14 protein-coding genes and 4 tRNA genes are annotated in these 13,485 nt (G+C 57.8%); 7 read left to right on the top strand and 11 right to left on the bottom strand.

Annotated elements, in window-relative coordinates; translation table 11 throughout:
- Positions 1 to 50 precede the first annotated feature (50 nt).
- Positions 51 to 362 (top strand): Mpo1-like protein, encoded by a 312-nt coding sequence (locus POR16_RS07285; protein ID WP_005889823.1) that lies wholly within the window; start codon positions 51 to 53, stop codon positions 360 to 362.
- A gap of 3 nt (positions 363 to 365) precedes the next feature.
- On the opposite strand, the gene POR16_RS07280 is transcribed toward POR16_RS07285, so the two are convergent.
- The 3 genes from POR16_RS07280 to POR16_RS07270 all read right to left on the bottom strand — a co-directional run bounded on the left by POR16_RS07280 (position 366) and on the right by POR16_RS07270 (position 2,648).
- Positions 366 to 1,187 carry a UDP-2,3-diacylglucosamine diphosphatase gene (locus tag POR16_RS07280; protein ID WP_005889821.1) on the bottom strand — a complete coding sequence of 274 codons (822 nt, stop codon included), beginning with the start codon at positions 1,185 to 1,187 and terminating at the stop codon, positions 366 to 368.
- A gap of 94 nt (positions 1,188 to 1,281) precedes the next feature.
- On the bottom strand, positions 1,282 to 1,584 hold the full coding sequence (locus POR16_RS07275; RefSeq protein ID WP_024669858.1) for an Rdx family protein: 303 nt from the start codon (positions 1,582 to 1,584) through the stop codon (positions 1,282 to 1,284).
- Between the two features lie 155 nt (positions 1,585 to 1,739).
- Entirely contained in the window at positions 1,740 to 2,648 is a 909-nt protein-coding gene (locus tag POR16_RS07270) for a LysR family transcriptional regulator (RefSeq protein WP_005889814.1), read from the bottom strand.
- 189 nt (positions 2,649 to 2,837) lie between these two features.
- On the opposite strand from POR16_RS07270, the gene POR16_RS07265 reads away from it, so the two are divergent.
- On the top strand, positions 2,838 to 3,560 hold the full coding sequence (locus tag POR16_RS07265; RefSeq protein ID WP_005889812.1) for a pirin family protein: 723 nt from the start codon (positions 2,838 to 2,840) through the stop codon (positions 3,558 to 3,560).
- Positions 3,561 to 3,671: 111 nt separating this feature from the next.
- Here POR16_RS07265 and POR16_RS07260 read toward each other — a convergent pair.
- The 4 genes from POR16_RS07260 to POR16_RS07245 form a co-directional block, all read right to left on the bottom strand.
- A tRNA-Gly gene (locus tag POR16_RS07260) sits at positions 3,672 to 3,747 on the bottom strand.
- Positions 3,748 to 3,751: 4 nt separating this feature from the next.
- Positions 3,752 to 3,827 (bottom strand) — tRNA-Glu (locus POR16_RS07255).
- Positions 3,828 to 3,927: 100 nt separating this feature from the next.
- Positions 3,928 to 4,003: transfer RNA gene (locus tag POR16_RS07250), tRNA-Gly, on the bottom strand.
- Between the two features lie 2 nt (positions 4,004 to 4,005).
- A tRNA-Glu gene (locus tag POR16_RS07245) sits at positions 4,006 to 4,081 on the bottom strand.
- 325 nt (positions 4,082 to 4,406) lie between these two features.
- Between POR16_RS07245 and POR16_RS07240 the strand changes: the two genes are divergently transcribed.
- Complete coding sequence (locus POR16_RS07240; protein WP_054998457.1) at positions 4,407 to 5,165, top strand: hypothetical protein; 759 nt, start codon at positions 4,407 to 4,409, stop codon at positions 5,163 to 5,165.
- Positions 5,166 to 5,226: 61 nt separating this feature from the next.
- Here POR16_RS07240 and POR16_RS07235 read toward each other — a convergent pair whose 3' ends face one another.
- Together POR16_RS07235 and POR16_RS07230 are read right to left on the bottom strand one after the other, a co-directional pair.
- Complete coding sequence (locus tag POR16_RS07235; protein ID WP_005889809.1) at positions 5,227 to 5,709, bottom strand: GAF domain-containing protein; 483 nt, start codon at positions 5,707 to 5,709, stop codon at positions 5,227 to 5,229.
- Complete coding sequence (locus tag POR16_RS07230; protein WP_005889808.1) at positions 5,706 to 6,596, bottom strand: ATP-binding protein; 891 nt, start codon at positions 6,594 to 6,596, stop codon at positions 5,706 to 5,708. The genes POR16_RS07235 and POR16_RS07230 overlap by 4 nt, the downstream gene beginning before the upstream one ends.
- Positions 6,597 to 6,685: 89 nt before the next feature.
- Between POR16_RS07230 and POR16_RS07225 the strand changes: the two genes are divergently transcribed.
- On the top strand, positions 6,686 to 9,025 hold the full coding sequence (locus POR16_RS07225) for a hybrid sensor histidine kinase/response regulator (protein ID WP_024669862.1): 2,340 nt from the start codon (positions 6,686 to 6,688) through the stop codon (positions 9,023 to 9,025).
- Positions 9,026 to 9,031: 6 nt separating this feature from the next.
- Here the strand turns inward: POR16_RS07225 and POR16_RS07220 are convergent, their stop codons facing one another.
- Together POR16_RS07220 and msrB are read right to left on the bottom strand one after the other, a co-directional pair.
- Positions 9,032 to 9,517: a glutathione peroxidase gene (locus POR16_RS07220; protein WP_005889805.1), complete on the bottom strand. Its 486-nt coding sequence runs from the start codon at positions 9,515 to 9,517 to the stop codon at positions 9,032 to 9,034.
- A gap of 115 nt (positions 9,518 to 9,632) precedes the next feature.
- Complete coding sequence (msrB, locus tag POR16_RS07215) at positions 9,633 to 10,028, bottom strand: peptide-methionine (R)-S-oxide reductase MsrB (RefSeq protein WP_005889804.1); 396 nt, start codon at positions 10,026 to 10,028, stop codon at positions 9,633 to 9,635.
- Between the two features lie 190 nt (positions 10,029 to 10,218).
- On the opposite strand from msrB, the gene POR16_RS07210 reads away from it, so the two are divergent.
- The 3 genes from POR16_RS07210 (at position 10,219) to POR16_RS07200 (ending at position 13,437) form a co-directional block, all read left to right on the top strand.
- Positions 10,219 to 11,430, top strand: coding sequence for a pyridoxal phosphate-dependent aminotransferase (locus POR16_RS07210; protein ID WP_005889803.1), 1,212 nt, complete (start codon positions 10,219 to 10,221; stop codon positions 11,428 to 11,430).
- Between the two features lie 254 nt (positions 11,431 to 11,684).
- On the top strand, positions 11,685 to 12,572 hold the full coding sequence (gene htpX, locus POR16_RS07205; protein ID WP_005889801.1) for a protease HtpX: 888 nt from the start codon (positions 11,685 to 11,687) through the stop codon (positions 12,570 to 12,572).
- A 97-nt stretch (positions 12,573 to 12,669) separates the two neighbouring features.
- Positions 12,670 to 13,437: a DODA-type extradiol aromatic ring-opening family dioxygenase gene (locus POR16_RS07200; protein WP_005889800.1), complete on the top strand. Its 768-nt coding sequence runs from the start codon at positions 12,670 to 12,672 to the stop codon at positions 13,435 to 13,437.
- The last annotated feature ends 48 nt before the right edge of the window (positions 13,438 to 13,485 follow it).

Below are 13,485 nucleotides of genomic sequence, written 5' to 3'. Positions count from 1 at the left end.
TCTTCGGGACTTGTGTATAACAACAGGAACCAACACGAGGGTGGCGCACCGTGGATACCATCAAGCGTTTCTCAAGCTTTGCCGAGTTCTATCCCTTCTACCTCGCGGAACACAGCAGCAGTACCAGCCGGCGCCTGCATTTTATCGGCACGTCGCTGGTAGTCTTTTTGCTGGCGTTCGGCTTGGGCAGTGGCCGATGGGGGTTGTTGTGGCTGCTGCCGCTTGCGGGTTACGGCTTCGCCTGGGCCGGGCATTTTTTCTTCGAGAAAAACCGTCCGGCCACGTTCAGGCACCCGTTCTACAGCCTGCTCGGCGACTTCGTGATGTACCGCGACATGCTGTTGGGCAAGGTGCCGTTCTGAGGTTCAGGCAGCAGGCTCGCTGACCGGTTCCTGCGTCACCACTTGCTGCGCTTTCAGGTGTGCATCAGCCAGGCGGAACAGTTCGATGTTGCCATCCAGGTGCTCGATCAAGGCAGTACAGGATTCGACCCAGTCACCGCAATTAAGGTATTCCACACCGCCCACCTGACGAATTTCAGCGTGGTGAATATGCCCACACACCACGCCGTCCAGACCGCGCTTGACGCACTCGTGGGCGATGGCTTCCTCGAAGTCGCTGATGAAGCTCACGGCGCTCTTGACCTTATGCTTCAGGTACGCCGACAACGACCAGTAGCCATAGCCATACTTGGCCCGCCAGTGGTTCAGCCAGCGATTGAGGGTCAGGGTGAACTCGTAGGCCGAATCGCCCAGAAAGGCCAGCCAGCGGTGATAACGGGTGATCACGTCGAACTGGTCGCCGTGTATCACCAGAAAACGTCGGCCATCTGCCGTCAGGTGCTCGATTTCGTCTACCAGTTGTATGTTGCCCAGCACCAGTTTCGAGTAACGGCGCAGAAACTCGTCATGATTGCCTGTGACGTAGATGACCTCGGTACCACGCTTACTCATGGTCAGCAGGCGGCGGATCACGTTGGTATGCGCTTGTGGCCAATACATGCCGCCACGCAGCTTCCAGCCATCAATGATGTCGCCCACCAGATACACCTTGTCAGCCTGATAGCGCTTGAGAAAGGCAGACAGATGCTCGGCCTGGCAATCACGCGTGCCAAGGTGAACGTCGGAAATCCACAAGGTCCGCACACGTTGTTTGCGGCTGGGTGTGGCGAGCTGGGCACTGCTCATGGGGACGACCTCCGGCATGGTTTCGAAGAGAGTGGAGCATGCCGGTTAACTGAATGTGACACGCACATGGCGATGTCGTGACAGCGGCGCCGTCTTACCGAGGGCTGTCGGGCGTGGGTCGGTCGTTATGGCCGAGATCGCGTGCCGGATCGATCTGGTCCCGGAGGCGCTGCTTGAGCACTTTGGCCTCGGGAAAGCCGCCATCGGCCTTGCGCTCCCAGAGCTGCACACCGTCACAAGTGATGCGAAATGCGCCACCGGTGCCAGGCTGCAGAGACACCTTGCCCAAGTCGTCACTGAAGGTACTCAGCAACTCCTGAGCCAGCCACGCTGCACGCAGCAGCCACTGACACTGAATGCAATAGGTGATGACTACTTCGGGTTTTTCGGCAGGCATGAATGTCCGCTCCAGCAAAGACAGACGACCATCATACCCAGCGCAAGACCAATCAACGAGCGCTGGTGCTACGTCGCAGTGTTCGGCGCCATACTGATGTGTGACGGCAAGGCAGCGTTTGCCGGATGCAGCGAGGGATGACGTGGGAATTCCGATCAGTTGCGCAGATCATCCGGCTCAATCCCCGAATCAAGGCGCTCACGCAGAAACTCGACAAATGCCTGCACTGGCCGCGACGCCTGACGGTGCTGCGGGTAAACCGCTGACAGCGTCAGCGGCTCGGGGCGCAAATCATCCAGCACACGAACCAGGCTGCCGTCACGCAATGCTGCACCGATGATAAAGGTCGGCAAATAGGTGACACCCAGCCCGGCAAGGGCGGCGTCCTTGAGCAGCTCACCGTTATTGACGCGCATTCGGCCACTGACGCTCAGGCTGGTTACCTTGCCCGCATTCTGAAAACGCCACTGCACCTGACGACTGTGCCCGTAAGGCAGACAATCGTGAGCGTGCAAGTCCTCGGGTTTTTGCGGCGTACCACGCTCGGCGAGGTACGCCGGGCTGGCGCAGTAAACCCGATCAATCGACGCAATGCGCCGCGCAATCAAGCTGGAATCCTCCAGCAAGCCAATACGCAGTACCACGTCATAACCCTCACTGATCACGTCCACCGGACGGTCGCTCAGATCGACTTCCACCGCCACATCGCGGTAACGCTTTAAAAATTGTGGCAGCAGGCAGCCCAGATGAGCAACTGCAAACGACAGCGGCGCACTCAGGCGCAGCGTGCCTCTGGGCTCATGGTTCTGCCCGGTGATGCCCTGCTCCACTTGTTCGACCTCGGCCAATAGACGCAGGGACGATTCGTAGTAACTCTGGCCCAGTGGCGTGACATCCAGGCGTCGTGTCGAGCGGTTGAGCAGACGCACCCCTAGCCGCTCCTCCAACTGCATCAGGCGACGGCTGACAAACTGCTTGGACAGCCCGAGCTTTTCGGATGCCGCCGTGAAGCTGCCAGACTCCATGACCTGGCAGAAAATTCGCATGTCTTCAAAAGGATTCATGGGTCGCGGCCTGAGTGTGATCAACAAGATGTTCACCCAGAGCCTAACGTTCCGCTGGGCACTGTCAACCTCAGCGAGACAGTGATTCATCTCTCAGCCCCTTATTGCGACAGTCGATAAGCCGTAATCTTCGTCTCACTTGATCGATTGCTGAATGTGCAGCATCGATGTACGGATGGAGAAAGAATCATGCTGACTCTTCGCAAGGCTTCCGAGCGTGGCGCTGCCAATCATGGCTGGCTGAAATCCTTTCACACCTTCTCTTTTGGCGGCTATCGCGACCCGCAGCAGCAAGGGTTTTCTGACCTGCTGGTGATCAACGATGATCGCGTTGCTGAAGGCAAAGGCTTTGGTCAGCACCCGCACCGCGACATGGAGATATTTTCCTACGTGCTGGAAGGCGCACTGGAACACAAGGACACACTGGGCACCGGCTCGGTGATTCGCCCGGGTGATGTGCAGCTCATGAGTGCCGGCAGTGGCGTGGCGCACAGTGAATTCAACCATTCGCACTCCGAGGGCGTGCATTTTCTGCAAATCTGGATCGTACCGAACGTTGCAGGTGCAACGCCGAACTACCAGCAGGAGCATTTCAGCGCCGAGCAGAAACGCGGCCGTTTGCAGTTGATCATCTCGCCGGAAGGCGAAAACGGTGCGCTCAAGGTTCGTCAGGACGCTCGCGTGTATGCCGGCCTGTTCGATGGCAACGAAACTGCGACGCTGGAGCTGGCACCCAACCGCTACGCTTACGTGCATGTTGCCCATGGCAGCGTCGTGCTCAATGGCGAGCAACTGGGCGAAGGGGACGGTGTACGGGTGCGCAACGAACAGTTGATCAGCCTGAAAGACGGCGTCGACGCAGAGGTGCTGGTGTTTGACATGCGCCCTAATGAAATGCCGCAGATGCCTTGATGATAAGCGCCGGACAACGCTGCTTCACAGCAAGTGGCGTTGTCTGGAAATGCCGATCAGTAAAACGCACAAACAAAAACGCCGCTCTATTGAGCGGCGTTTTTGTGAATTTGGAGCGGGAAACGAGACTCGAACTCGCGACCCCGACCTTGGCAAGGTCGTGCTCTACCAACTGAGCTATTCCCGCAATATGGCGTCCCCTAGGGGACTCGAACCCCTGTTACCGCCGTGAAAGGGCGGTGTCCTAGGCCACTAGACGAAGGGGACACTGCCTGAAACACAATGGTGTGTGTTTCAGTTCCAGACACCATCCGAAGATGTGTACTGGTTTCACTCAACCCTGCCCTGAAGCAAAGCTGCTTAAAAATGGAGCGGGAAACGAGACTCGAACTCGCGACCCCGACCTTGGCAAGGTCGTGCTCTACCAACTGAGCTATTCCCGCAATGGCGTCCCCTAGGGGACTCGAACCCCTGTTACCGCCGTGAAAGGGCGGTGTCCTAGGCCACTAGACGAAGGGGACACACGTACAACATTCACTACTTATTTGCGCTACGCTGTGTGCTTTACGCTGTAAGTGGCGCGCATTCTATGGATGGTTTGAGAAGGCGTCAACCCCCATCTGAAAATTTATTGAAATCAATAACTTCGACGTCGGCCAGACAGTGGCCGACAGCAACCGGCCGTCCGCTGGCCTGACCTATATTGCTCAGTTGCCTGATCTGCCCTCATCTATATAGAAGAGATGCCGACAAACTCCGAGAGGGCATCTATGCGCAGTAGTGCTTAGCCACTACACTCGCACTAAAACTAATTGAACAAATGAGGTTTGCACAGTGACTCCACTCATGATCACGCTGATGGTACTGGCAGGCATTGCGCTGCTGATCGCGATCGGCTACCTGAATCACGTCGCTGAAAACGGCAAACTGGAAAAAGCCCGCACCAAGGTTGAACTGAGTGATCGCCTGCGTCGCTGCGGTGAAATCACTGAAGTGTTTCCAGGTCAGCTGATGTCACCCGCACTGAAGTTGCTTTTGACACGCCTGGAACTCAACGTTGTGCAGCGCATGCTTAATATGGAGAAAGGCAACGCCCAGCTCAAGCACCGCATCGGCGAACTGGAAGAGCAGATTGCCAAAGGCGAAGGCATCGATGTGCCCAACCCGGTCTCGCCTATTCAGACCGAAGCCAAGGCCAAGGATGTACGGTTTCTGCTGGAAGCCCTGCATGGCCAGGTCACGCGGGCTGCGCATGACGGTTTTCTGCAAACCAGCGAAGCCAAGCACTGGATTCGTGAGATACGCACTATTCTGGTCAACCTGCATATCGAGTTCTTCAACAATCTGGGTCAAACCGCACTGTCTCAGGACCAGCCAGGTCAGGCACGCCTGGCCTTCGAGCGCGGCGTGCAGTATTTGCGTAACCAGCCCGACCCTGTCACTTATCAACAGCAACTGCTGGCGATGGAAAAGCAACTGGCCCGTGCCAACTCGGTGGTCTTGACCAACACCGCACCTACCGAAGATGACGATAACGCACTGACTGAAGGCCTGAAACAGGACGACACCGAGTCGGAATGGAAGAAAAAAGTCATCTACGACTGATGACTGCCCGCGCAGCTGCCCGAACAGCCATACGGGCAGCATACGGTCGGTTGATGCTGGTTCAGCAATCGGTCGACGCCAGGAAGATGGCTGCCAGACGCTCCACCCCCGCCTGATCCGCCTCTTTGAAGCGCCCTACACTCGGACTGTCCAGGTCCAGCACGCCAATCAAACGTCCCTCCTTGACCAACGGCACAACGAGTTCGCTGTTCGACGCACTGTCGCAGGCGATGTGCCCTGGGAACTCGTGAACATCCTGAACACGCTGGGTCTGCCGGGTGTGCGCCGCCGCCCCGCAGACTCCGCGACCGAACGGGATGCGCACGCACGCGATCTGCCCCTGAAACGGTCCCAACACCAGTTCTTCGTCACGATTGAGATAAAAGCCAGCCCAGTTCAGGTCTTCGATCTGGGTGTAGAGGAACGCCGAGAACTGCGCCGCGTTGGCGATGAAATCACGCTCATCGGCCAGTAACGCCTCAAGCTGTGCGGCCAGCAGCCCGTAACCCTCAAGACCTGCCCCGGTGTTTTGCAAATCGATCATGCCTTTTGCTCCAACAATTCAAGTCCTACCCAATAACGTGCAAATTGATAAGCGCATCGGCCGTTTCGGTTGCCGCGCGCGGTTGCCCAGCGAATGGCAGCCTTTTCAAGAGGCTCGTCACGCTGCCATTGCAGTCCAGCCTTGTGCGCCAGTTGCGTGATCCAGTGCTCCACCACGTTCAGATAATGCTCCTGAGTAAACGGGTAGAAAGACAGCCACAATCCGAAACGGTCGGACAGGGCAATCTTGTCTTCTACCGCTTCACTGGGGTGCAGTTCACCGTCGACGTGCTGCCAGTTGACGTTGTCGCTCTCCTTCTCCGGCACCAGATGGCGACGATTGGAGGTGGCGTACAGCAGCACATTGTCCGGTGCCTGCTCCAGCGAACCGTCAAGCACGCTTTTCAGCACGCGATAATCGCCCTCCCCCGACTCGAACGACAGGTCATCACAGAACAGCACGAACCGCTGCGGCAGCGCCTGCAATTGCTCGACCACACGGGGTAGATCCCCCAAGTGATCACGTTCGATTTCGATCAGACGCAGGCCCGCAGGCGCGTATTCGGCAAGCAATGCCCGGATCAGCGATGACTTGCCAGTGCCCCGCGAGCCCCACAGCAAGGCATGGTTGGCAGGCATGCCTGCAATGAACTGGCGTGTATTGCGCCCTAGCTGATCACATTGCCGGTCAACGCCGATGAGGTCGGTCAAGCGTGTATCCAGACTGACCTGCAAGGGCATCAGATAGCCGCTGCGCCCTTCGCGCACCCAACGGGCAGCCAGCGCCTGTGTCCAGTCGACAGGGTCTCGCAGGGCCGGCAGCAATGGCTCCAGACGGGCCAGCACCGCGTCAGCGCGCTGCAGAAAAGCATCCAACCGAGAATCCACGGGATCTCCTCACTATTTAACTGATGGGTGACCGGTGCCGATCAGCTATGCTTGACCGGCATCGGCACGACAACTGACAGTCATTACTCATGGATATATCGCTCAAGAACAGGCTTTCATTCAAACAGGCACGACTGTCCGTTCTGATCGGCTTCGTGCTTGGAACCCTGTTGAGCGTGGCGCAGATTGCGATCGATTATGCCAGTGAAGACGCTTCCATCAATCGGGAAATCAAGTCACTGCTGGAAATCATCCAGAATCCCGCCTCGCGAATTGCCTACAACATCGATGCCGAACTGGCTCAGGAACTCACTCTCGGGCTGCTGCACTCGCCTGCGGTAGTCAGTGCCAGACTGACCGACAACAACGATACGGTACTCGCCAGCGTCGATCGACCAATGGCCACAGGCCGCTATCGAGTGCTCAGCGACTGGCTGTTCGGCGAAAGCCGGCAGTTTCAGGAAAAGCTGCACCTCGATCATCTTCCTGATGAAACCATCGGCACACTGTACCTGACTGTCGACACCTTCGCGTTCGGCAGTCACTTCCTGCAACGCGCAGAAATCACCCTGCTCAACGGATTTTTACGCAGTCTTGCGCTGGCCGGCATTCTCACCATCCTGTTCTACGCAACCCTGACCAAACCGCTGGTAAGGGTCATCCGGGAATTGAGCAGTCGCGATCCGCGCAGCCCCGATCAGGCAAAGATAAACTGCCCGCCGCACCACGAGCAGGATGAAATCGGCGTGCTGGTCGCGACGTTCAATCGCCAGTTCGAAACCGTGAGCACCGAGTTTTCAAGACGCCGTGCGGCCGAGGACCGGCTGAACGATCACCTCAACGAGCTGGAAAATATCGTCTCGGCGCGTACCGACGAGCTCAAGGCAAGCAACCTGCGCCTGCGCGAATCCAATGAAGAGCTGCAGATAGCGCGCAGTACTGCGCTGGACATGGCCCATGCGCGCGCAGCTTTCCTGGCGCACATGAGCCATGAAATCCGCACGCCGCTGAACGGCTTGCTGGGCATGCTGGCGCTGTCGCTGGACAGCCCGCTGGGCGCAGAACAACGCCAGCAACTGATGATTGCCCATGACTCGGGCAAGGTCCTGGTGGAACTGCTCAACGATATTCTCGACATGTCCAAATTCGACGCCGGTCACCTGGAGATCGAGCGCATTCCTTTTGATCTTGGCGCCTTGATCGAAGACACCGCCAACCTGCTCTCGCAGAACGCGGCGCCCAGTGTCGAGTTGACCTGCCTGATCGAGCCGGACTTTCCGGCGATGATCACGGGCGACCCGACCAGAGTCCGGCAAATCGTCAGCAATCTGCTGTCCAACGCCCTCAAGTTCACCCGCTTCGGACGCGTCGATGTGCGCCTGACTCACCATGCGGACGCCACGCTCGGAGACAATCGCATCCGTATCGAGGTGCGCGATACCGGCATAGGGATCGCGCAGGATGCGCAGGCCAGGATTTTTCAGCCATTCACTCAGGCAGAGACCGCCATCACCCGCCAGTACGGTGGCACCGGACTGGGTCTGGCACTGACCCACAATTTGTGCGAGGCCATGAATGGCAAGCTGAGCATTCACTCGCTGCCGGGGTTCGGCAGTCAGTTCAGCGCCGAATTGCCATTGCCGATCCATATGCCTGCGGTCGCCCAAACCCCACTCAAAGGCCGTGTCACGGTCATCAGTTCGGCGGGCAGCGGGCTGGTCGAACTGCTGGGCACTCTGCTGCCTTACTGGGGCGTGGACCTCAAGCGACGCAGCGCTGACGACCTTGATCCGGATGACACGCCGGACCTGGTGATTACCGACTGCCCGGAATGCCTGTTCGCCATTCGGCCGAGGACGCCAGTACCGATATTATTGGTCACCGCGTACGGCAACTTCATGCCTAGCGAACAGGTTGCTGCCCTCGCCCCGCTGCAACAGCAGGCCCGACCGCTGGCCCGAAACGCGCTTTACCATACGCTGCGACGAATCCTGAATCATGAAGAGACAGGTATCGGAGACCCAGCGTCAGGCGAACAGGCAACACAACGGCTGGCGCGGGTCCTTTTGGTAGAAGACAACCCGGTCAATCAACTGGTCGCTAAAAGCATATTGGTCAAACTGGGGTGCGAAGTGGTCGTCAGCAGCCATGGTGGCGAAGCACTGGAGCAATTGGAACAAGGCCATTTCGATCTGGTATTGATGGACTGCAACATGCCGGTCATGGATGGCTACGAAGCCAGCCGCCAGATCCGCAGCAGCGGTCGCTGGCCCAACCTGCCGATCGTCGCCCTGACCGCCAACGCCATGCCTGACGAACGCGAGCGCTGCAAGGCGGCAGGCATGAACGACTACCTGGCCAAACCGTTCAGACGGACCGAACTGATCAGCATTCTGGACCAGTGGATACCGCTCACCGAGAACAGCTGAAACCGCCTAACGCAACAGCGCCTCGATTTCACTGGTCAGCTCTTCAGGCTTGGTCAGGGGGGCGAAACGCTTGACCAGTGTGCCGTCCTTGCCGATCAGAAACTTGGTGAAATTCCACTTGATACGCTCGGTTCCCAGCAAGCCCGGCGCCTGCTGTTTGAGCTGGACGAACAACGGGTGGGCCTGAGGGCCATTCACGTCTGTTTTTTTGAACAGCGGGAAGCTGACACCGTAGTTCAGCTCGCAAAACCCCGAAATAGCGCCTTCATCGCCCGGCTCCTGCTTGCCGAACTGATTACACGGAAAGCCGAGCACTACCAGTCCTTTATCCCGGTAGTCCTGCCAGAGCTTTTCCAGCCCCTGATACTGAGGCGTGAAGCCACACTTGCTTGCCGTGTTGACCACCAGCACCGCCTTGCCGGAAAAATCGGCGAGGGTTTTCTGTTCTCCCTTGATCGTGGTGACCGGGATGTTGAGCAGGTTTTCACTCATGACGAGACCTAGGTTCGAGACAGGACGGGAAAGACACCGCCTGACGGTAGCGCGCAAGAAGGCAGCTGCGCGCACGCCAGTTTTCATAATTGTTGCCGGCAAATAGCAAAGTGCGCTAAGCGCGAGTCTCCAGCGTCAGGCACACCGAGTTGATGCAATAACGCAGGCCGGTCGGTGGAGGGCCGTCGGGAAATACATGCCCCAGGTGAGCGTCACATTTGGCGCAGACGACTTCGGTACGAATCATGCCATGACTGACATCGCGCACTTCGACCACCGCACTGCCTTCCAGCGGCGCATAGAAACTCGGCCAGCCGCAACCCGAGTCGAACTTGGTTTGCGAATCGAACAGCGCCTCGTTGCAACAGATGCAATGGTAGACACCGGCTGTTTTTGTGTTGTTGTACTTGCCGGAAAACGGCCTTTCGGTGGCTTTCAGTCGGCACACATTGTATTGCTCCGGGTCGAGCATCTGCTTCCACTCTTCAAGCGTTTTTTGCATCTTGTCCACAGGTACACCTCCAAACTCGAAAAAGCCCGATCTGTGTCTTTTCCGCAGATCAGGTGGCACGTATGATTGCGCCCATTCAGACCCCAGTCTGTCACCCGTGTTTGTCGCATACAAACCCATTTTCATGGCGAGCGTGCAGCAACCCTCATTGCAGGCCGGCAACACCTCGTCCATTTTCGGGATCATCACCATGCAGTTCAACAAATCGAACAAGCTCGCAAACGTCTGCTACGACATTCGCGGGCCAGTGCTCAAGCACGCCAAACGTCTGGAAGAGGAAGGCCATCGCATCCTCAAGCTGAATATCGGCAACCCGGCACCGTTTGGTTTCGAGGCGCCGGACGAAATTTTGCAGGACGTGATCCGCAACTTGCCGACAGCCCAGGGCTACAGCGACTCCAAGGGCCTGTTCAGCGCCCGCAAAGCCGTCATGCAGTACTACCAGCAGAAACAGGTCGAAGGTGTCGGCATCGAAGACATCTATCTGGGCAACGGCGTTTCCGAACTGATCGTGATGTCGATGCAGGCACTGCTCAACAATGGCGACGAAGTGCTGGTGCCGGCTCCCGATTATCCACTGTGGACGGCAGCCGTTGCGCTGTCGGGTGGCAGCCCGGTGCATTATCTGTGCGACGAGCAGGCCAACTGGTGGCCGGACCTGGAAGACATCAAGGCCAAGATCACCCCGAACACCAAGGCGATGGTCATCATCAACCCGAACAACCCGACGGGTGCGGTTTACTCACGCGAAGTGCTGCTGGGCATGCTGGAACTGGCACGTCAGCACAACCTGGTGGTGTTCTCCGATGAAATCTACGACAAGATCCTCTATGACGATGCCGTGCACATCTGCACCGCCTCGCTGGCGCCGGACCTGCTGTGTCTGACATTCAACGGCCTGTCCAAGTCCTATCGGGTAGCGGGCTTCCGCTCCGGCTGGATTGCCATTTCCGGGCCGAAGCACAACGCGCAGAGCTACATCGAAGGCATCGACATCCTTGCCAACATGCGCCTGTGTGCCAACGTGCCCAGCCAGCACGCTATCCAGACCGCTCTTGGCGGCTACCAGAGCATCAATGACCTGATTCTGCCACCAGGCCGCCTGCTGGAGCAGCGCAACCGCACCTGGGAATTGCTCAACGACATTCCAGGCGTCAGTTGCGTGAAGCCGATGGGCGCGCTGTATGCGTTCCCGCGTATCGACCCGAAAGTCTGTCCGATCTTCAACGACGAGAAGTTCGTTCTCGACCTGCTGCTGTCGGAAAAACTCCTGGTGGTGCAAGGCACGGCGTTCAACTGGCCCTACCCTGATCACTTCCGCGTTGTGACCCTGCCGCGCGTCGACGAACTGGAGCAGGCCATTGGCCGCATCGGTAACTTTCTGAAAGGTTATAGTCAGTAAGCTGTCGCTCTGCCTGGCTGCCCCGACCCGTTCGGGGCAGTTTATTTCTATCCCGCAAAAACTGTCTTCAGGCACAGCCTCCACCCCTTCAGGCATCGACCACTCTGGCTCAGGCGCTGTTCAGCTTTCCCGGATTACCATTGATTGCGACGGCAGGACACAGTTTGAAATAGTCCCTGTGTTGAATAGCGACGGTCATCACCTTATATACCCGGCATCGAGTTACATATTTACCTGAGGAGAACGTTTCGACCATGATGCGCATTTTGCTGTTTTTGGCCACTAACCTTGCGGTCGTGCTGATTGCCAGCATCACCTTGAGCCTTTTTGGCTTCAATGGGTTCATGGCGGCCAACGGGGTTGATCTAAACCTCAATCAGCTGCTGGTTTTCTGCGCTGTGTTCGGTTTCGCGGGCTCGCTGTTCTCGCTGTTCATCTCCAAGTGGATGGCGAAAATGAGCACCGGCACTCAGATCATTACCCAGCCTCGCACTCGCCATGAGCAATGGTTGCTGCAGACCGTCGAACAATTGTCTCGCGACGCAGGCATCAAGATGCCGGAAGTCGGTATTTTCCCGGCCTATGAAGCCAATGCATTCGCCACGGGCTGGAACAAGAACGACGCACTGGTAGCAGTGAGCCAGGGCTTGCTCGAGCGCTTTTCGCCGGATGAAGTGAAAGCTGTACTGGCGCACGAGATCGGCCACGTTGCCAACGGTGACATGGTCACGCTGGCCTTGGTGCAGGGTGTGGTGAACACCTTTGTGATGTTCTTCGCCCGCATTATCGGCAATTTCGTCGACAAGGTGATCTTCAAGACCGAGAACGGTCAGGGTATTGCCTACTACATCACGACGATCTTCGCCGAACTGGTGTTGGGTTTCCTGGCCAGCGCGATTGTCATGTGGTTCTCGCGCAAACGGGAATTCCGCGCTGATGACGCGGGTGCCCGACTGGCAGGCACTGACGCAATGATTGGCGCTCTGCAACGCTTGCGCTCAGAACAGGGCGTACCGGTGAACATGCCTGACAGCCTGACGGCGTTCGGCATCAACGCCGGCCTCAAGAAAGGCCTGGCAGGCATGTTCATGAGCCACCCGCCGCTGGAGCAACGCATCGAGGCACTGCGCCGTCGCGGCTAAACATCTAAATACCCGATAAAAAACCGCTGGAACTTATATTAGATTTAGATCATGAGGATGAACGACTATGGTTCATCCTCATTTTCTGGAGCTTTGAATGTTCCCCAGCCTCTTCATTTCCCACGGCTCCCCTACCTTGGCCCTGGAGCCCGGCGAGAGCGGCCCTGCCCTCAGGCAACTGGCTGCCAGCCTGCCCAGACCTCGCGCCATCGTGATGGTGTCTGCGCACTGGGAAAGCCACGAGCTTATTGTAAACGGCAACCCTCAACCCGAGACCTGGCATGACTTTGGCGGCTTTGCAGCCGAGCTGTTCGCGGTGCAATACCCCGCACCGGGGCTGCCGGAGCTGACCCGGACGGTCGTCGAACTGCTCGCAGCGGATGGTCTGACGGCACGCATCGACAGCAGAAGGCCATTTGATCACGGGGTCTGGGTGCCTTTGTCGCTAATGTACCCGGACGCCGACATCCCTGTGGTGCAGGTCTCACTGCCAAGCCGTCAGGGGCCAGCGCTGCAGACACAAGTGGGCAAAGCGCTCGCCGGGCTTCGAGAACAAGGCGTGCTGATTATCGGCTCAGGCAGCATCACCCATAACCTGCGGGATCTGAACTGGAACGCGAGCCCGGGAAGCGCCGAGCCTTGGGCTGTGGAGTTTCGCAACTGGATGGTAGACAAGCTGCATGACGACGATGAAGCAGCCCTGCACCACTACCGCACCCTCGCCCCGCATGCCAAACGTGCGCATCCAAGTGATGAACATCTGCTGCCGCTGTATTTCGCCCGAGGCGCAGGGGGCGCTTTCAGCATTGCTCACCAAGGCTTCACCATGGGCGCGCTAGGGATGGACATCTATCGGTTCGACTGACCCTGAACAACGCAGGCACTGCAGAATCCGGAATAAAAAAATCCCCGA

It is taken from the genome of Pseudomonas coronafaciens pv. oryzae str. 1_6 (assembly GCF_000156995.2).
Lineage (GTDB): Bacteria > Pseudomonadota > Gammaproteobacteria > Pseudomonadales > Pseudomonadaceae > Aquipseudomonas > Aquipseudomonas tremae.
The sequence above is the reverse complement of the archived record's forward strand: the minus strand, read 5'-3'. Positions and strand labels throughout refer to the sequence as shown.